The sequence below is a fragment of the Amycolatopsis pittospori genome (assembly GCF_013870525.1).
Classification (GTDB): domain Bacteria; phylum Actinomycetota; class Actinomycetes; order Mycobacteriales; family Pseudonocardiaceae; genus Amycolatopsis; species Amycolatopsis pittospori.
Window position 1 is genome coordinate 52,384 of record NZ_JACBXD010000025.1, and the last position, 18,352, is coordinate 70,735.

Below are 18,352 nucleotides of genomic sequence, written 5' to 3' on the forward strand. Positions count from 1 at the left end.
GCGCTTCGCACGGAGCGCGGGCTTTCTACTTGAGCAGCAGCTGCACCATCGCGGCGAGACCGACCACGACGATCACGCCGCGCAGCACCTTCGGCGAGAGCTTGCGGCCGATCTTGGCACCGATCTGGCCGCCGATCGTCGACCCGACCGCGAGCAGCGCGACCACGGGCCAGCTGACCGGCGCGATGAAGGCGTAGATCGCGCCGGCGACGATGTTGACGACGGCGGAGAGCGCGTTCTTGACGCCGTTGAGCCGCTGCAGCGACTCGGACATCAGCATCCCCATCACGGCCACCATCATCACGCCCTGCGCGGCCGTGAAGTATCCGCCGTAGATGCCGATCAGGAAGATCAGGAACAGTAGCAGCGGACCGATCTTGTGGACCGTTCCGTTCTCCTCGCGGCGTTTCGCGACCCAGGCGGCCACGCGCGGCTGGACGATCACGAGCACCACCGCGAGACCGACCAGCGCGGGCACGACGGTCTCGAAGGCGTCCTTCGGCAGTGACAGCAGCAGGATCGTCCCGCAGATCGCGCCGAAGAACGACGCCACGGCGAGTTTGACGACCTCGGGCCAGTAGCCCTTGAGTTCCTGGCGATAGCCGATCGCCCCGCTGACCGTGCCCGGGGCCAGGCCGATCGCGTTGGACGTCGTCGCCGTCAGCGGCGAGTAGCCGAGCGCGACCAGGACCGGGAAGGTCACCAGCGTGCCCGACCCGACGACCGTGTTGATGGTGCCCGCCCAGAGCCCGGCGATGAAGATCAGCACCGCGTGCCACCACGTCATAAAGCGCTCACCTGCGCACCATAAGCACCGTTACCTCCTTTCGCGATGTGGATGTGTCTAGTCGAACATTCGAGGCAGCCCGTTATGTCCCGTTCGGTGCGAACACACAGAACTCGTTGCCTTCGGGGTCTTCGAGAAGGTCCCACTCGATCTCGTCGTCCTTGGCTCGCACGAGCTTCGCCCCGGCGGCGACCAGCTCGGCCGTCGAGCCGAAGACGTCGAGGTGCATGCGGTTCTTCACCGTCTTCACTTCCGGCACCGGGTTGATCCAGATCAGCGGGCCACGCCCGGCCGGATCCTCGATCGCGACCGGCCACTCCACCGGCCGCTCCTCGCGGTGACGGCGGACGTAACCCATCGCGGCGCACCACCAGTCGGCGAGGGCCTGGTGGTCGTTCGCGTCGAGACAGATGTCCTTGAACACCGCCGTCATCGGCTCTCCTCCGGCAAATGGGCCGCGGTGATCTCCGAGGCCACCGTCCAGCCGAGCGCCAGGTACAGCGCCCGTCCTTCCTCCGTCGCGACCAGGACCGCTCGCTCCGCCCCGGCGGCGACCGCCACCTCGTCGAGCCGGCGCATGACGAACCGGCCCAGCCCACGCCGTTGGTGCTCGGGCTCCGTCACGACCTGGTCCACCACCGCCGTACCCCCGGCGATCGCGACCCGGCCGGTGGCCGCGCGGGAACCGTCGGGCGCGCGGACCACGACGTCGGTGACGACACCGTCGCCGACCAGTTCCGCCCGGTACGGCTCGGGCGCGGCCAGGGCGGGCCGCACCGCGAGCGGGGCGCTCATCAGGTACTCCGGCGGGCCGACCGTCCAGTTCGACGGCACCGCCACCTCTTCACGCGGACCGCTCACCTTCAGCCAGGTGCCGGGCTCCGTGAGCGCGCGTGCCCGCCCCTCGGCGGCTTTGCTGTCGGCCAGTACATATCTCACTCGATGCCCCGGACGCCCGACGTCGAGCCGGTAGCCGTCCGGTTCAGCCACCGGGATCCCGACCCCGCGGGAAAGCGCCCAGCCGTGCACCCATGCCTTGATCAGTCCTGCCACCCCAGTCATGGCTCGATGATGACACCGGTCACCGACAATCCCGGGCGGTTCGCCGAACCTGCGAGGATGGGGCCGTGGCCGACGACGAGCGCGAGCAGGTGTGGAGTGCGACCGTCGATCATCTGCGCACGATGATCGATTCGGGCAGGCTCCCCGCCGGGTCGAGGCTGCCCGCCGAACGGGCACTGTGCGAGCAGCTCGGGATCAGCCGCGGTTCACTGCGGCAGGCGTTGCGGGTGCTGGATTCCATCGGTTACGTGCAGGTGCGGCCGGGTTCGGGCACGTATGTCCGCGAGGACATCGAGGAGCGGCCGCTGCGCGGCTGGTTCGCCGAACACGAGCAACTGGTCGAGAAGCTGTTCGACCTGCGGACCACGGTCGAGCCGACGCTGGCCGAGCGGCTCGCGGTCGACCACACGCCGCGGGTGCTCGCGCGGCTGGAGAGCACCGTCGACGAGATGGACCAGGCCGCGGCCGACGGCGACATGCTGCGCGTGATCGCGGCCGACGCGGAATTCCACCGGGTGATCGCCGGCAACGCGGGCAACGACGACGTCACCGATCTGCTGCGTTCGGTGCTCTCGCTGGTCGGCGAGGAGCGGCGGGCGGCGTTGCGGCTTCCGGGGCAGATTCGGAAGGCGATCGACGAGCACCGCGCGATCCTCGAAGCGATCCGCCGTTCGGACGCGGCGGCCGCCCGGGAGATCACCCGGAAGCATCTGCTGGACGCCAAGACCTACGTTCACGACTACACCGCGCGGGATTGACGCTTCCTTGATGGCGTCCTGGCGTCGTCGGGCGTATTATTTTCAGAAGATTGTGAAACTTCTGATGGGGGTGTGCGGTGGAGAAGGTCCGGTTCACCGAAGAGAAGGCGACGATGCTGGCCACGCTGTACGGGCGTGCTCTCGACGCCCGCAGTGACCGGCCGATCCTCGGCGACAAGGCCGCAGACGAAGCCGTGAAGCAGATCGACTACGACTTCGCCTCGCTCGGCGTCGACGAGCAACTCGGACTCACCGTCGCGCTGAGGGCGAAACCGATGGACGAGTGGGCCGCGGCATTCCTCCGGGAACATCCGGACGCGACCGTCGTGCAACTCGGCTGTGGAATGGACAGTCGCGTGTACCGCGTCGACCCGCCGCCTTCGGTGCGGTGGTTCGACGTCGACTATCCCGAAGTCGTCGACCTGCGCGCCCGGATCTACCCCGCGCGCGACGGCTACCGGACCATCGGCTCTTCGGTGACGGACTTCGCCTGGATCGACGAGATCCCTTCCGGCAAGCCGGGTCTGGTGATCGCCGAGGGACTGACGATGTACCTGCGGCCATCCGAAGGCGAGGAATTGCTGCGGCGGCTGATCGCGCATTTCCCCCAGGGCGGGGAGATGGTCTTCGACACGTTCAGCCGGCTGGGGATCAAGCTGCAGAAGCTGAATCCCGTGGTGCGCAAGGCCGGAGCGACGTTGTACTGGGGTATCGACGAGATCTCCGAGCTGGAGCGCCTTGGGTTGACGCTGGTTTCGAAACTGGACTCGACCGACTACGCGACGCCCGAGGTGAAGGACCGGCTTTCGGGGTCGATGCGGGCGCAGTTGTGGGTCGCGGGACTTTTCCCGGCGTTCAAGAAGATGGGGCGGATCCTGCGGTTCCGGTTCGGACCTCGTGAGTGATTCGGGCGCCGCTGGGCGCCCACGGGAGATGTTGCGAAAGCCACTTTCGCAACGTTGAAGGTTGCGAAAGTGGCTTTCGCAACACCCGGCTCCCCGGCGAACCGCGCTGAGCCAAGGGGTTCTCGAGAGCGGCGATCAGCGGGATTCGAGGACCCGTTCCACGAAGCGGTGCAGTTTGTCCTCCAGCCGGGAGACGCGTTCTTCCAGGGAAAGCGTCTCCGCCGGCTGCGGCACGTCCGGCTTCAGTTCGCCGCGGATGTAGCGGCTGCACGAAAGGTTCGAGCACGCGTAGACGCCGAGCGTGTTCCCCTCGCGGCCGAGTTTCCCGGCGCGGCGGCCGGAGAACAGGGCGATGTCGGACAGCGGATGTGTCGTGGTGCACAGGCCGCACATGTTGCTCAGCAGGACGCGGCCCTTCGGCCGGGGCGCGGCCCGAAGGGACAGTCCGACGGTTTCCCCTTGATACGGCAGCACGAGGTACGCGCGGGCCGCGGCCTTCGGGTCGCGCCAGCCGAGGAATTCCAGTTTGTCCCAAGGGATCTCGTCCGGCCGGGCGGGCAGCGTGACCCCCTTGGCCTCGCCACGCGTGCAGTTCACGAAGGACGCCCTGATCTCGTCCTGTCCCAGCGATTCCATTTGTGCAAGGTAGCCACCGGCCCCGAGCGCTGGCCAACCGTTTTCCACCGGAGGTCATACGATCACCGGGTGCGCGGGAAGACGATGTCGAGGCGGTTCCGGCTGGTGCTCAGGACCAGTCTGGGGTTCGCCGCGCTCGGCATCGGTTCCAGTGTGTGCGGTGCCGGTGTCGTGGCTCTGCTGCTGCTCTTGCAGGGACTGCCGAGCGAAGTCGGCGAGCGGGGCTGGATCCTGTCGGTCACCGCGGCCGGGATCGTCGCGCTGTCGCTGGTGGTCGGCACGTTGTGGACGGCGTGGCTGCAGCGGCGTACGGCGGTCTGGTTCGTGTTCGGCCGCCCGCCGACGCGGGCCGAGGCCACGCGGGCGCTGCGGCTTCCGTTCGACATGGGGATCGTGAGCGGGACGCTGTGGCTGATCGCGACGATCGTGCTCGGCGCGCTCGCGTGGGTGCTCGGGTCGTGGATGGACGCGGTGGGGATGGCGCTGGTCATCGGGCTCGGCGGACTGACCACGGTCGGCCTCACCTATCTCGCCGCGGAATGGGTCGCCCGTCCGGTGATGACGATCGCGCTCAAGGTCACGCCGCCGAAGGGCTCGCTGCGGGTCACGGTGCTGACCCGGGTGGTCGTCACCTGGTCGCTGGCGAGCGGGGTGCCGTTCGTCGGCGTGCTGCTGGTCGCCACCCCGCCGGACCTCGGCCAGGGTGACCACGTCGCGAGCCTGATCACACTTTCGGTGATCGGCCTCGGTGTCGGCGCGATCGGGACGGGCCTGCTCGCGAAGGCCGTCGCGACACCCCTGCACCGGCTTCGCGTCGCGCTCGACGAGATCGCGCGCGGCAACAAGGAGATCATGGTCGATGTCGACGACTCCAGTGAGATCGGCCTGCTCCAGACGTCGGTGAACGATCTCGCCGCCGGGCTCCGCGAGCAGGAGCGGATGCGGGACCTGTTCGGCAGGCACGTCGGGGACGAGGTCGCCCGGCACGCACTCGAATACGGCGCCTCCCTGTCGGGGGACGTACGCGAGGTGACCGCCCTGTTCGTCGACGTCGTCGATTCGACGGCGTTGGCCGGCCGGACCCCGCCGGAAGACCTGGTGAAGATGCTGAACCGCTTCTTCACCAGCGTCGTCAACGCGGTCGGGGCTCGCGGCGGCCTGGTCAACAAGTTCCAGGGTGACGCCGCGTTGTGCATCTTCGGCGCCCCGACCCGGCTCGCGGACGCGGAGACGGCGGCGCTTTCGGCCGCGCGGGTGATCCGGGACGCCGTCCACGAAACCGGCGAACTCGACCTCGGCATCGGGGTCGCGAGCGGCCGGGTCTTCGCCGGTCAGCTGGGCACGAGCAGCCGGTTCGAGTACACCGTCATCGGCGACGCGGTGAACGAGGCCGCGCGGCTGACCGAGCACGCGAAATCCGCCGACGGCCGCATCCTGGCGAGCGAGTCGGTGATCAAGGCGGCGTTGGAGAGCGAGCGGTCACACTGGGCGCCGTACGCGGAACTGGAACTGCGTGGCCGACAGGAACCGACGCACGCCTGGGAAGCGAACGTGCTCAGCCCGGAATGACGTCCGGCCAGCGCAGCAGCGTCGAGCCCCAGGTCAGACCGGCTCCGAAGGCGCCCATCACCACGCGGTGACCGGGCTGCAGCGAGCCGTCCTTGGCGGCGTCCGCCAGCGCGATCGGGATCGACGCCGCGCTGGTGTTGCCCACCTTCTCGATGTTCGAGTACATGACGTCGGCCGGGAGCCCCAGTTGCTTCGCGCAGGTCTGCAGAATGCGGATGTTGGCCTGATGCCCGATGAACCGGTCGATGTCGCCGACCACCCAGCCGGCGGAATCCAGGACCGCGCGCGCGGACTCGGCCATCCGGGCGCAGGCGTGCCGGAAGACGGTCTGGCCCTGCATCACCAGATAGTGGTCACTCGGGTCGTCCGAATGACGGTTCTTGGCGCCCCCGGCTTCGACCCACAGCAGATCCGCGAGTTCGCCTTCGCTGTGCAGGTCGAACGGGCCCAGCGCGCCGAGTTCGTCCGCGTCGCCCTGACGCAGCAGGACGGCGCCCGCACCGTCGCCGAAGATCGGCACCGTCCCGCGGTCGTCGGGGTCGACGAGCGAGGTGAAGACGTCCGCCCCGATCACCAGGACGCTGCGCGCGATGCCGGCGGCCAGCAGGCCCGCGCCGGTGGCGAGCCCGTAGATGAACCCGCTGCAGACGGCGTTGACGTCGAACGCGGCGACGCCGTTCAGCCCGAGTTTGGTCGCGACCTGCGGCGCGCTGGCCGGGCACACCTGGTCGGCCGTCGAGGTCGCGAGCACGACGGCGTCCGCGGTGGTCTCCCCGGCCGAGGCCAGCGCCCGGCGGCCCGCCTCGACCGCGAGGTCCACAGTGGACGTTCCGGGGTCGACGACGCGGCGTTCGGAGATACCGGTCCGCGTGCGGATCCACTCGTCGGAGGTGTCGAGCCGCGCCGCGATCTCTTCGTTGCTCACCACACGCGGAGGTAGCCAAGAGCCGAGCCCGGCGAGAACGGCCACCTGAGATGAGGGCACCAAGAAATCCTTTCGCGCGGAAAAAGAGAGGTCTGCCATTCACTTGTAAGCGCTACCATTCAGTAGACCCGTCAGTTGTGTTCCGGGTCACAATTCAAAGAATTCTCACCTTCTCCTGGAGCGCCGTGCCGGACCAGCCTTATCTGCAACTGACCTGGCAGGACAGGGTGACCGGGAAGACAGGTCACCTGGTGGTCGACAGGCTCGTCCGGGGCGTCGCCAGCGGCGGGCTCCGGATGCGGGCGGGCTGCACACTCGACGAGGTCCGTGGCCTCGCGGCGGGGATGACGGCCAAGGAGGCCCTCAACTACGACCCGGCCGGCCGGTACATCCCGCTCGGCGGCGCGAAGGGCGGCATCGACTGCGACCCGCGGGACCCGCGCGCGGGTCAGGTGCTGAGGCGCTACCTCGAAGCGGTCCGGCCGTACATCGAGACCATCTGGACCATGGGCGAGGACCTCGGGCTGCGCCAGGACGACATCGACGCGGCGCTCGCGGAAATCGGCGTCGAGTCGTCGATCATGGCGGTGTATCCGCTGCTCGAAGACCCGGCGAAGGCTCGGCGCCGACTTTCCGACGCGTTCGAGGTCGTCGTCGACGGCGTCCCGCTCGACGAACTCGTCGGCGGCTACGGCGTGGCCGAAGCGGCGCTGGCCGGACTCGGCGGGCTCGGCCTCGAACCGGCGGGCAGCCGGGCATTCGTCCAGGGCTTCGGCTCGATGGGCGGCGCGACGGCCCGGTACCTGGCCCGCGCGGGCGTCCGCGTCGTCGGGATCGCCGACGCCGTCGGCGTGGTCGCCAACCCGGCCGGTCTCGACGTCGAGAACCTGCTCCTGACCAGGAACTCCTTCGGTGAGGTCGACCGCGCGGAACTACGGCACGGCGACGCGCAGCTCCCACTGCGGAAGTGGCTCGACGTCGAGGCGGAGATCCTGGTGCCCGCCGCCGTCTCGTACGCGATCACCGCCGAGAACCAGGCGGCGGTCCAGGCGAAGCTGATCGCCGAGGCGGCGAACATGCCGGTGACGGCCGAGGCCGAAAAGTCGCTCGCCGAGCGCGGCGTGCTCGTCCTGCCGGACGTCGTGGTGAACTCGGCGACCAACGCCTGGTGGTGGTGGACGCTCTACGGAGACATCGAACCGAACGCCGAAAGCGCGTTCGCGAAGATCTCTTCGTCCATCCGCGCCCTGGTGGCCTCGGTACTCGACCGGGCGAATCTCGCGTCGTCGCCGCCACGCGCCGCGGCGGCCGCTCTGGCCGCGGAATCCTTCCGGCGTATCGAACGCGAGTTCCCGACGGCGTGATCCACACCGCGTCCGGGCGTAAGTAAAGATCGGGCATCCGGGAGAGCCCTCCGGATAGCCTGATCCGGTGCACACACCCGACCTCGACCGCCTAGACGTGGCCATCCTGTCCTGCCTTCAGGCCGACGCCCGCACCATCGCCGAGACCATCGGCGCGAAGGTGGGTCTTTCGGCCGCCGCCGTACAGCGGCGGATCAAACGGCTGCGCGAGGCCGGGGTGATCGAACGCGAGGTGGCGGTGCTGTCACCGCAGGCGCTCGGGCTGTCGATGACGTTCGTGGTGATGGTCGAGATGGAACGCGAGAACCTCGCGGTGCTCGACGGGTTCCGGCGGCAGGTGCTCGCGGACGACAACGTCCAGCAGTGTTACTACGTCACCGGCAACGCGGACTTCGTGCTCGTGGTCACCTGCAAGGACATGACCGACTTCGAGGCGTTCACGCGGCGGATGTTCTTCGACAACCCGAACGTCCGGCACTTCACGACGTCGGTGGCGATGGACCGGGTCAAGACGGGGCTGACGCTGCCGCTGGATCCGTAAGGTCCAAAGAGATGGTGAGCACGCCCGAACCGTCCACAGTGGATCCCGACTCGGCGATGCCGCATCGGCTCGCGCCTCCTGTGTCACTTTGCAAGTTGCAGTTCCGGTCACCGGCACCCTGCTCTCCGTGAGCACCCGGTCCGTGCCGACCCCGTCACCACGCGTATCGGCCTGAACGCAAGGGGTCTGTGCCCGGCGTTACACCACTATGGACATATGCAGCCGATAGCGTGAACGTCGCCGTACTCGCGTCATCCCGCGTCAGCCCGGGCATCTCCTTGCCGAGACAGAAAGTTCGCGCCGCGCGAACCACGAGCACTTAGGAGTGGCCGTGCACACCGACGCAGTTCACCAGAGCCAGTTCGTCCTGCTGAACAACAGCAGCACGCCCGTTCTCTCCCGCCTGTCCTTCCACGTCGACGAGCCTTACGCGGTCACCGTGGCGTTCCGGACCGAGCGCGGCCGGTGGGTCGAGTGGACCTTCGCGCGTGAGCTCCTGGCCACCGGTCTCACCGACCCCGCCGGGCTCGGCGACGTCCGCGTCCGCCCCGACCTCTCCGAGGACGAGGCGATGCTGACGCTCGAAATCGAGTCACCTGACGGCTATGCGTCGTTCGAGCTCGAGCGTGAGGATGTCGAGTCCTTCCTCGGCTCCACCTTCGAGCTGGTCCAGCTCGGCTGTGAAAGCGAGTATTTCGACATCGAGGCGCTGATCGAAGAGATCAGCAACGTGTAACCCGGACCACCGCTCCCGCGGTACGAAGACGAAGGGCGGCCCGAGTGCGCTGGAGGCACTCGGACCGCCCTTCGTCGGTGTTCAGGGTCGAAAGTTTCAGCCGAGGACCAGCGACGTCCCGGTCGCCGACAACGCCGGCCGCACCGGGAAGAAGTAGGTCACCGAGGTGTTGCCGCCGGACAGCATGCCCTGCGCCTGGTTGCCCGCGATGAACGAGCCGCCCGAGTCGCCCGCCTGCGAGCGCACGTTGGTGGCGGTCATGCCGTAGACGGTGCCTTCGGCGTAGCGGACGGTCTGGTTCTTGGCGCCGACGGTGCCGCAGGTCCAGCCGGTGGTCGAACCCGACTTGCAGACCGAGGCGCCGGTGGCCGCCACGGTCGAACCGCTCACCCGGGTGCCGTTGTTGATGATGCCGCGCGGCACCCAGTTGCTGTTGACCCGGACGTGGCCGTAGTCGTTCGTCGGGAAGCTGGTGCGGGCGAACGAGCCCATCGCGACCCGGTTGGAACCGGTCACGGTGCCCGGGCCGCAGTGCCCGGCGGTGAGGAAGCCGCCGTTGACCGAGAAACCGATCGAGCAGCGTGAAGAGTTGTTGATGTAGTACGCGTCGCCGCCTCGGACGTCGTACTTCAGGGTCGGCACCGAAGTGGTCTCGACCACAGCGACGGCGGTCTTGTCGACGCCGGTCTTCTCCAGGAACGAGTCGACGGCGCCGCTCTTGCCGGGTAACACGTTCAGCGTCACGCGGTTGGTCTTGGCGTCGACGCCCCAGCCGGTGATCGCACCGTCCGCCGCGCGCTCACCCGCGTTCAATTTGTCCACAGTGGAATCGAGCTGGGCGGCCGAGAAGCGCACGAGTTCCGCTTCCGCCCCGCTCGCGGTGACCTGGGCCAGTTTCGCCGCGTCGGTGACGCCGACGCGGAGCTTGCCCGTGGCCTCGTTGTAGCTCGCTCCGCCGAAGCTGCCGGCGAGCGCCGAGGCGAGTGACTGTTCGAGCGTGCCGGCGGCGGTCTCGCTCTGGATCCGGGCGAGTGCCTGGTCGGCGGTCAGACCGAGGTCCCGTTGCAGGGCGGGGACCATTTCGGTGTTGAGCAGAGCATCCGAGGACGCCGCCGCGGGGGTACCCGTGACGAGCGCGCCGGCCGACACGACAGCCGTGGCGGCCACTCCGAGGAGCTTCGTGATCTTCATGCTTCTCCCTCGTCATAACGCACGGCTCCGGTTCGCCATGCGATTGCCTCCCCCGACGGGTGAGAGTTCTGGAACCGGGAAAGGCCCGCAATCCGGGTCGGCGCGGGATAGGTATACCCAATCTTCGGACGCAGAATCCCCTGCTCCGAGGGCGGTCACTTACAGCTGGCACCCGTACGGACACGTCCGTAAGTAGGGTTTCCTGTGAATACCTTGAGTAGTCACTCTCACCCCCTGAACGTGGGATGACCCGCCGGATCGGGTCCCTCGCCGATGTTTCGGGCGTCCGGTGATTTTCCAACCGACGATCCGTCAGTCAACCGGTGACGGTGCGTTCGCAGACGGCCTAATCCGGCGCCCGTGCTGTCCGTGTTGAGAGGTTTACGGCCAGGTAGGCAGTGCTTAGGCTCCGCAGAACAACACACAAGATCGTGTCGGGCTCAGCGGGACCTTCGAACCGAGGAGCGCATGATGTGGCTTGCCACCCCTCGCCCGACCTCGGTTTCGGTCCGCGCCGGATCGACGGCACTCGTGGGCCGCGACGTCGAGGTCTCGGCGATCGTGAAGATCCTGCTGCGCCGTCCCGCCGCCGTCCTGATCGAGGGCGAACCCGGGATGGGCCGCAGCAGGCTGCTGGAAGAACTGGCCGGACGCCGCGAGTTCGCGGCGGGCCGGGTGCTGTCCGGCGCCTGCCAGCCGATGCGCGAGCCGTTCCCCTTCGGACCGGTGCTCGAAGCGCTGCGCTCGGCGGGAGACCGGCCGCTCGGACCGCTCAGCCCGGTCGCCGGGGTACTGAGACCCTTGCTGCCCGAACTCGCGGAAAGCCTTCCACCCCAACCGGAACCGCTCACCGACCCGTGCGCCGAACGGCATCGCCAGTTCCGCGCCGTCCGTGAGCTCCTGATCGCCTGCGGACCCGCGCTCGTCCTGATCGACGACCTTCAGTGGGCCGACGAGGGCACTCGCGATCTCATGCGGTTCCTCGCCGCGGCCATGCCCGCCGAACTCGCCGTCGTCTCGGCCTACCGGACCGGTTCCTCCTCGCGGCACGGAACCGCCGGCATCCCCTTCCGCACACCGCCGAACGTCCAGACCGCGCGTGTGACGCTGGGCCCGCTCGACGTCGAAGCCGTCGGGAAGATGGCGGAAGAACTCCTGGACCTGCCCCGGGTTTCCGCACCGTTCACCGCGAAACTCCACGAAAGCACCGCCGGGATCCCGTTCGTGGTCGAGGAGACCCTGCGCGCGCTGCGCGACGCCGCCGGACAGTTGCCGATCGGCGAGGTGCTCTCGGACAGGCTGCTGGAAAGCCTCGAAGTCCCCGTCTCCCTGCGTGAGGCCATCACCGAACGGCTCGAAGCGCTGCCCGAACCCGCGGTCCGGCTGGCCTGCGCGGCGGCGGTGCTCTCCGTCCCGTCCGAACCGGCGGTGATCGGCGAACTCGCGTGCCTCACCGGCGACGCGCTCCGTTCGGCCCTTTTGTCCACTTTGGACGGCGGAGTGCTCGGCGAACTCGGCGGCGACCGCTACGGTTTCCGGCATCCCTTGGCGCGCAAGGCCGTCTACGACACCGTCAGCGGCCCGGAGCGCTCACTGCTGCATTCACGCGCCATCCAGGTGCTCTCCGCGCTGCCGGTTCCCCCGCTGACCTTGCTGGCGAACCACTCCCGAGCCGCCGGGCGGACCGAACAGTGGCGCCACTACGCCGAAGCCGCCGCCGACGAGGCCATCGCCCATGGTGAGACCTCGCGCGCGATCGACCTGCTCCAGTCCGTCCTGGCGGAGGCGGGCCTCGGCGAGGACGACATCGCCCGGCTGGCCACGAAACTCAGCCAGGTCGCGCTGCGCGGGTTCCGCCCGGACGTCATCGAGACCCTGGAGCGGATCCTCGAAGACCTCACCGACCTGCGCCCGAGTGTGCGCGGGACGATCCGGCTCAGCCTCGGGATGCTGCTGGTCCGCACGATCGGGCGGCTCGGCCGGGGCCGGGTCGAGGTGGAGAAGGCGATCACCGAACTGGTCGACGAGCCGGAACTGGCCGCACGCGGGATCAACCTGCTCGCCCAGCCGATCGACGGGCTGACGCCGTTGTCCTGGCACGAGGTCTGGATGGAGCGCGCCCGCGAGGTCTTCGAGCGGCTCGAAGACCCTGAGCTGCGGCTCGCGCTCACCGGCGACCGGATCGCCACCCAGGCGCATATCGGCAACGGCTCGGCCTGGGCCGACTTCGAGAAGCTCCCCGACGAGACCACCGGCGTCGCCGAACGCGTCCAGCTCGCCCGGCTGTGGTGCAACCTGGCCGACGCCCAGTCGTGGGCCGGCCATCTGACCAGGGCGGAAAAGCTGGTCACGGAAGGGATCCGCCGCGCGACCGACGCCGGCGCGCTCTACGCCGCCGGGCTCGCGCAGGGCACCCGGGTCCGGCTGGACTGGGTGCGTGGCGAGTGGTCCGGGCTGGCGGAGGCCGCCGAGCAGCTTCGCGACGGCTATCCCGACCTCGGCCCGATCGTCATGGAGTCCTCCCTGGTCCTGGGCGGACTGGCCGCGGTACGCGGGGAATTCGCCGCCGCGCAACGACATCTGGCCGCGGCGAGCGTGCATGCCCCGGAACACGGGCCGATCCCCGTCGTCCTTTCGGCGGCCGGGGTCCTGATCCGGGTGCTCCTGGCGACGGACGACGTCGACGGCGCGTGCGCGACGGCCGACAACGCGGTCGCGGCGGCGCGGCGCAAGGGCGTCTGGGTCTGGGCGGCCGGCCTGGTCCCGGCCGCGGCCGAGGCCTACACCCGGGCCGGACGCTGGTCCGAGGCGGACGCGGTGGTCGAGGAGTTCGCCCGCGGCGTCGAAGGCAAGGATTCGCCGGTCTCTCGGGCAGCGTTGGTGGCCGGACGGGCAATCCTTCTCGACGCTCGGGGGAAACATCCGGCCGCCGCAACGGTTTTCGACGAGGCCGCCGCGGGCTACGAAGCGCTGCCGATGCCGTATCAGGCGATCGGCGCCCGGGAGCGCGCGGCGCTGTGCCGGCTCACCGCGGGCAACCGCAAGGCGATCGAAGAACTCGCGGCCGCGGCGGAGGCGTACGAGCGGCTCGGCGCGACCCGTGACGCCGGCCGATGCCGCCACCAGCTGCGGGAACACGGTGCCTGGGCCCCTTCCCAGCGCGGTCGGCGCGGCTACGGCCAGGAGCTCTCGCCCCGTGAATTGGAGGTCGCGCGCATGCTCTCCGACGGGCGCACGAACCGGGAGATAGCGGACGGATTGTTCCTTTCCCCGCGCACGGTGGAACAGCATGTGGCGAAGGTTCTGCGGAAACTCGGTGCCCGTTCACGCACCGATGTGGCCCGCCGCATGTCGACTTATGCCCCGGCGGCTGTCGATCGATAGAAAGTCCGGGTTGATGTACGGTAGTCGTTGCCTGGCAAGGAAAAACGCTCAGATGAGCGTTGTGATCCATTCCATCAGGTCAAGCGGTGTTCGTACGGTTCCGTGCGTACATTCGCTGTGCTAGTTTGTTTACGCCATTAACAAAGTCGGCCTCCTTTCTGCAGGTCAGCCGATCGGTACGGGGGCGGACGCCCGAGAGGGAGTAGCGCTGAAGCATGGCTGAACGAGCCGATTTCGCGCTGGGGACGGTCGAGGCGAGTGTGGTGGGACAGGCGCTCGGCGTCGACGTCCGCCTGTTCCCGTTGCGCGTCCGCAACACTTCGATCGACCCGGAGCGGTACACCGCCGTCATCCAGCGGGTCTACACCGACCTCGAACAGCGCCGCCTGTCGATCAACGGCGAGCTGAACCCGGCCATCCGCACCGCGTTCGCGCTGCTCGCGAACCACCGGATCACCGTTTCCGTCAACGGCATCGACGGCCTGGGCCAGGACATCGCCGTCCTCACCGTCACCGACGGCCGCCAGGCGCTCGGCATCACCCAAGCCCCCGGGGACGACCTCCTGCAGTTCGCGCTCTTCGCGGACGAGGAACTGGTCGAAGTCCTCTCCGGCGTCCTGCCGCGGATGCGCCCCGCGTCGACCGGCCGCCGCAAGATCGTGCAGAAGGAAGAGCGTGCCGTCTCCGCGATGACGGCGCGCCGCCAGGCCGAGGCGGAGCTCGACGAAGAGGAGACCGACGCGTTCGGCAACCTCGAACTCACCGCCGTCGTCCGCGCCCGGCCGGAGGCCCCGGTGCGCCCCAGCGGCGAGGAGGGCGACGTCGCGGTGCTGGAGAAGGTGCTGTCCGGCACCCGGCTCGGCGGCGGGCACATCATCGTGAGCGGGATCGGCCGCCGCGGCGAACGACTGCGGTCGACGCCGTTGAGCTGGCTGGACACCGAAGACGGCCGGTACCTGGTCTGGACCGAGACCGACGAGGCCTCCGGTGCCGTGATCGGTCACTACGACCCGGCGAGTCGGTCGGGCGTGGCGAACGCGATCCGGGACGCCATCGCGGACATCTACTGACACCTCCTGAACCCGGCGAGAGGATCCTCCGTTGACCGAGGAAGCACAACCGCTCGAGCCCGCGCTGACCGACAAAGCAGTACCGTTCGAGCCCGCGCTGACCGAGGAAGCCGTACCTTTCACGGCCGCGACCAGGGTCGGGCTCGCGGGCGCGCAGCTGAAGCAGATGGCCTTGAAGGGCGGCTTCGCCGTCGACGACAGCACGGGTCGCGAAATGATCCGGTCACTCCAAGGCGTGATCGACAGCCTCGAAGAGCGCTGGAGCGAGCTGACCAAGCTGCAGAAGCAGCCGCCGATGAGCGGCACGGCCACCGCGCGATGGGTGTCCGGGCATATGTACGGCACGGCGAACGACGCCCAGGGCCTGCTCACCCAGCTTCAGGCCGCCCGCGCCGAGTTCCCGACCTACGTCGAGGCGATCGAACTCGCCAAACGCAACTACCGTGAACGCGACGACGAGAACCAGCGCACTCTGACGCGGATCAACCCCGAGAGCCAAGGAGAGGCGCCGTGACCGAATCCGCGGACAAGACCACGGCGGAGAAGACCACGAAGGCCTCCGACCCCACCTCGCCGGACTACGACCCGCACAGCCCGTTCTACGACGTCACGGCCGATTCGTCGTCCTCGTACTACGTCGGGCCGCTGGCGGACGAGGCCGCGTCCGGCGACGAGATCCGGGCGGGCGCCTCGGCCGGCACCGATCTCCTGTTCAACCTGCTCGGCTGGGGCGACACCGCGCTCAACGGGTTCAAGGACACGTTCACCCAGCGGATGTACGAGAAGCAGCTGGAGAACGCGCGCCATGGTCTCGACAAGGACCTCGAGATGCGCAGTCCGGGCTCCCCGCCGTCCACGGTCTGGGGCAACGCCACCCACGAGCAGATGGTGGACGCGATCTCGCAGGACGCGGACCCGGCCGTGGTCGCCGAGTCGTCCGAGGAATGGGTCCGGATCGGCAACGACCTGGCGAACCACCAGCGCGACCTCGCGAAGGCGATCAACGCCAGCACGGCCAACTGGCAGGGCGAAGGCGGCGACGCGGCCCGTGAGCACCTCGCGGGTGTCGGCAAGTGGCTCGGCTCGACCGCGAACGGCGCGACGCTGAGCGGACGTCAGCAGCAGATCCACTCGCAGACGCTGAACGAGACGCAGAAGCAGATGGCGGCGAATCCGCCGGTGGCGTTCAACGTGCAGGAGGCCAACGCCAACCTGCAGACGATCACCGACCCGCACCAGTACATGTCGCAGCTCGGCAAGGACCTCGAGACCTTCAAGAAGCAGCAGGACGGTCGCGACCGGGCCGCCCAGGTGATGACCCAGTTCGACACCACGGTCGGCTCGGCGATCGCCACCCCGGCGTTCCCCGCCCCGCCGAAGCTCCCTTCCGCGCAGGCGACCCCGCAGTTGAGGGGCACCGCGGCCGGTGGTGGCGCGGGCTCGCCAGCTCACCTGCTTCGCGACCGCATGTCCCCCGAAGGCGCCGACGGCACGCCTCTCACTCCTTTCAACACCCCCGATGGCACTGTGGCCGCTTCGGTCGACGGGACACCTCAGGGCGGAGCGGGTGGCCCCGGCGGCTCCAGCAACGTGTCGCCCTTCAACGCGCCCAACGGTCCCTCGGGTGGGATCCCCGGCAGCGGTGGTCCCGGTAGCGGCGGCCCGGGCAGCGGTGGTCCCGGTGGCGGTCCCGGCGGTTTCGGCGGCGGCCCTGGTGGCTCGCCCGGCAACGTCACCATGCCCACCATCGGCGGCCCGAACGTTCCCGGCGGTGAGGGTTACCGCCCGGCGGCGTCGTCGTCGCCCACGCTGCCGAACATGCCCAAGATCGACGACGGCACGCACACCACGGGCTACACCCCGCCCAAGTCGTCGCCGTCGTTCCAGCCGCCGACCTTGCCGAACTTCCCCGAAGGCGGCCCCCGTACCGGCGGTACCAACTTCACCCCGCCGAACATCCCGCTGCCGAACGGGCCGACCGGCGGCGGACCTGGTCCGATCACCGGACCCAGGATCCCGACGATCGGCCGCACCGGCGGGATCAACGGCGACATCACCGGCAGGCTCGGCGGTCCTCCGTCGCTCCCCTCGATCCCCGAAGGCGGAACGACCAAGGGCGGCCCGCTCGGTGGCTCGCCCAAACTGCCCAACTTCCCTGGCGGTAGCGGTGGCGTCGGCGGCGGGAGCCTCGGCGGTGGTGGCGTCGGTGGCGGTGGCGTCGGCGGTTCCGGCGCGGGTGCCGGCGGCCTCGGCGGCGCGGGCAGGTCCACCGGTGCGCTAGGCATGGGCGGCGGCGTCGGCGCGGGCGGTATGGACGCCGAAGGTGCCGCGGGCCGCGGCGGAGCGGGCTCCGGCCGCGCCGGCACGGCGGGCGCCATGGGCCCGATGGGTGGCATGGGACACGGCGCCAAGGGCCAAGGCGACGAGGACAAGGAACACAAGGTCGCCGACTACCTCGAATCCGACGATCCGTCGTTCTTCGCGGCCGACCAGGTCGTCGCGCCGCCGGTGATCGGCGACTGGCAGAACAAGGACTGGAAGTGACGGCTTCATTCGACGTCGACCCGGACGACCTGACGGCGCACGCCAGTCACCTCGACGGGCTCGTGGACCGGCTGAACACCGCGCACGCGGCGGCCGGGGAGGCGATGTCGGACGACGCGTACGGTCTGCTGTGCGCGTTCCTCCCGCCGATCATCAACCCGACCGGCGAACGCGCGGCCGAGGCGATCAAGGCTGCCGGGGAGGGCGTGCAGGCGACGGCGGACAACGTCCGTACCGCCGCCAAGTCCTATGTGGAGGGCGACACGGCCAACGCCGAGCCGTTCAACAAGGACTTCAAGGCACTCGATATCGGAGGAAAGCAGTGACCGGCGCGAACGGGCTCGGGGATCTCATGCGGGACCCCGAAGAGGCCGAACGACGACTGGACCAGTGGGCGACGGGCCTGGAAGAGAAGGCCCAGCGCTACGCCGCCGCGCAGGAGCGGACCGAGCAGCTGCGGCTGACGGCGTCCTCCTCCGACGGCGCAGTGAAGGTCACCGTCGGCGCGGACGGTGGTGTGACCGCCATCGACTTCGGCAACAAGGCCAGGACGTATCCGCTGGAGGAACTGTCCCGGCAGATCCTCGCGACCATGCATCAGGCGCAGTCCGGGATCGCGACCCAGGTCGCCGAGGTGATGCAGGAATCGCTCGGCGACGAGGATCAGGAGACGCGGGCGCTGATGATCGGCACCCTGCGCAGCCGCTTCCCCGAGATCGAGGACGAAGAGTCCCCGGCTCCCCCGCCACCTCCACCTCCTCCCGCGCCGTCCGGCGAAGCTCCGCCGCCCCCGCCGCAGGCACCGCGCGACAAGCGCCACGAAGCCCCCGACGACGAGGAGAACTCACCCTGGTGAGCCCGTCGTCCTGAGCCACGAAGA

The 18,352-nt window shown here is 69.2% G+C and carries 18 protein-coding genes; 12 read left to right on the plus strand and 6 right to left on the minus strand.

The features are described from left to right. Positions 1-25: 25 nt before the first annotated feature. The 3 genes from H5J31_RS16495 to H5J31_RS16505 all read right to left on the minus strand — a co-directional run bounded on the left by H5J31_RS16495 (position 26) and on the right by H5J31_RS16505 (position 1,840). Positions 26-787: a sulfite exporter TauE/SafE family protein gene (locus H5J31_RS16495; protein ID WP_181773456.1), complete on the minus strand. Its 762-nt coding sequence runs from the start codon at positions 785-787 to the stop codon at positions 26-28. A gap of 82 nt (positions 788-869) precedes the next feature. Beyond that, positions 870-1,220, minus strand: coding sequence for a VOC family protein (locus H5J31_RS16500; protein ID WP_181773457.1), 351 nt, complete (start codon positions 1,218-1,220; stop codon positions 870-872). Further along, the gene (locus H5J31_RS16505; protein WP_181773502.1) at positions 1,217-1,840 is read right to left on the minus strand and encodes a GNAT family N-acetyltransferase; all 624 of its coding nucleotides are present in this window, start codon (positions 1,838-1,840) and stop codon (positions 1,217-1,219) included. The genes H5J31_RS16500 and H5J31_RS16505 overlap by 4 nt, the downstream gene beginning before the upstream one ends. Before the next feature lie 74 nt (positions 1,841-1,914). Between H5J31_RS16505 and H5J31_RS16510 the strand changes: the two genes are divergently transcribed. Together H5J31_RS16510 and H5J31_RS16515 are read left to right on the plus strand one after the other, a co-directional pair. Next, the gene (locus H5J31_RS16510; RefSeq protein ID WP_181773458.1) at positions 1,915-2,607 is read left to right on the plus strand and encodes a FadR/GntR family transcriptional regulator; all 693 of its coding nucleotides are present in this window, start codon (positions 1,915-1,917) and stop codon (positions 2,605-2,607) included. Positions 2,608-2,684: 77 nt separating this feature from the next. Then, the gene (locus H5J31_RS16515; protein WP_181773459.1) at positions 2,685-3,512 is read left to right on the plus strand and encodes a class I SAM-dependent methyltransferase; all 828 of its coding nucleotides are present in this window, start codon (positions 2,685-2,687) and stop codon (positions 3,510-3,512) included. Between the two features lie 135 nt (positions 3,513-3,647). On the opposite strand, the gene H5J31_RS16520 is transcribed toward H5J31_RS16515, so the two are convergent. Beyond that, positions 3,648-4,148: an FBP domain-containing protein gene (locus tag H5J31_RS16520; RefSeq protein WP_181773460.1), complete on the minus strand. Its 501-nt coding sequence runs from the start codon at positions 4,146-4,148 to the stop codon at positions 3,648-3,650. 84 nt (positions 4,149-4,232) lie between these two features. On the opposite strand from H5J31_RS16520, the gene H5J31_RS16525 reads away from it, so the two are divergent. Then, a complete protein-coding gene (locus H5J31_RS16525; protein ID WP_181773503.1) occupies positions 4,233-5,717 on the plus strand; it encodes an adenylate/guanylate cyclase domain-containing protein in 1,485 nt (494 codons plus the stop codon). Here the strand turns inward: H5J31_RS16525 and H5J31_RS16530 are convergent. Further along, positions 5,704-6,702, minus strand: a complete 999-nt coding sequence (locus tag H5J31_RS16530; RefSeq protein ID WP_328701509.1) for a beta-ketoacyl-ACP synthase III — start codon at positions 6,700-6,702, stop codon at positions 5,704-5,706. The two genes, H5J31_RS16525 and H5J31_RS16530, sit on opposite strands and share 14 nt — an antisense overlap. Positions 6,703-6,827: 125 nt before the next feature. Between H5J31_RS16530 and H5J31_RS16535 the strand changes: the two genes are divergently transcribed. From H5J31_RS16535 to H5J31_RS16545, 3 genes are all read left to right on the plus strand, one after another. Further along, positions 6,828-8,006: a Glu/Leu/Phe/Val dehydrogenase dimerization domain-containing protein gene (locus H5J31_RS16535; RefSeq protein WP_328701510.1), complete on the plus strand. Its 1,179-nt coding sequence runs from the start codon at positions 6,828-6,830 to the stop codon at positions 8,004-8,006. 67 nt (positions 8,007-8,073) lie between these two features. Then, positions 8,074-8,547 carry an Lrp/AsnC family transcriptional regulator gene (locus H5J31_RS16540; protein ID WP_181773463.1) on the plus strand — a complete coding sequence of 158 codons (474 nt, stop codon included), beginning with the start codon at positions 8,074-8,076 and terminating at the stop codon, positions 8,545-8,547. Between the two features lie 331 nt (positions 8,548-8,878). Then, the gene (locus H5J31_RS16545) at positions 8,879-9,283 is read left to right on the plus strand and encodes an SsgA family sporulation/cell division regulator (RefSeq protein ID WP_181773464.1); all 405 of its coding nucleotides are present in this window, start codon (positions 8,879-8,881) and stop codon (positions 9,281-9,283) included. Between the two features lie 96 nt (positions 9,284-9,379). Here H5J31_RS16545 and H5J31_RS16550 read toward each other — a convergent pair whose 3' ends face one another. Further along, the gene (locus H5J31_RS16550) at positions 9,380-10,474 is read right to left on the minus strand and encodes a S1 family peptidase (protein ID WP_181773465.1); all 1,095 of its coding nucleotides are present in this window, start codon (positions 10,472-10,474) and stop codon (positions 9,380-9,382) included. A 471-nt stretch (positions 10,475-10,945) separates the two neighbouring features. Between H5J31_RS16550 and H5J31_RS16555 the strand changes: the two genes are divergently transcribed. The 6 genes from H5J31_RS16555 (at position 10,946) to H5J31_RS16580 (ending at position 18,328) form a co-directional block, all read left to right on the plus strand. After that, on the plus strand, positions 10,946-13,858 hold the full coding sequence (locus H5J31_RS16555) for an ATP-binding protein (protein WP_181773466.1): 2,913 nt from the start codon (positions 10,946-10,948) through the stop codon (positions 13,856-13,858). Between the two features lie 215 nt (positions 13,859-14,073). After that, complete coding sequence (locus H5J31_RS16560) at positions 14,074-14,928, plus strand: ESX secretion-associated protein EspG (RefSeq protein WP_181773467.1); 855 nt, start codon at positions 14,074-14,076, stop codon at positions 14,926-14,928. 31 nt (positions 14,929-14,959) lie between these two features. Then, a complete protein-coding gene (locus H5J31_RS16565) occupies positions 14,960-15,442 on the plus strand; it encodes a hypothetical protein (protein ID WP_236005131.1) in 483 nt (160 codons plus the stop codon). Beyond that, positions 15,439-17,472 (plus strand): hypothetical protein, encoded by a 2,034-nt coding sequence (locus tag H5J31_RS16570; RefSeq protein WP_181773468.1) that lies wholly within the window; start codon positions 15,439-15,441, stop codon positions 17,470-17,472. Before H5J31_RS16565 ends, H5J31_RS16570 begins: the two co-directional genes overlap by 4 nt. After that, entirely contained in the window at positions 17,469-17,798 is a 330-nt protein-coding gene (locus tag H5J31_RS16575; protein WP_181773469.1) for a type VII secretion target, read from the plus strand. Before H5J31_RS16570 ends, H5J31_RS16575 begins: the two co-directional genes overlap by 4 nt. Then, complete coding sequence (locus H5J31_RS16580) at positions 17,795-18,328, plus strand: YbaB/EbfC family nucleoid-associated protein (RefSeq protein WP_181773470.1); 534 nt, start codon at positions 17,795-17,797, stop codon at positions 18,326-18,328. Before H5J31_RS16575 ends, H5J31_RS16580 begins: the two co-directional genes overlap by 4 nt. The last annotated feature ends 24 nt before the right edge of the window (positions 18,329-18,352 follow it).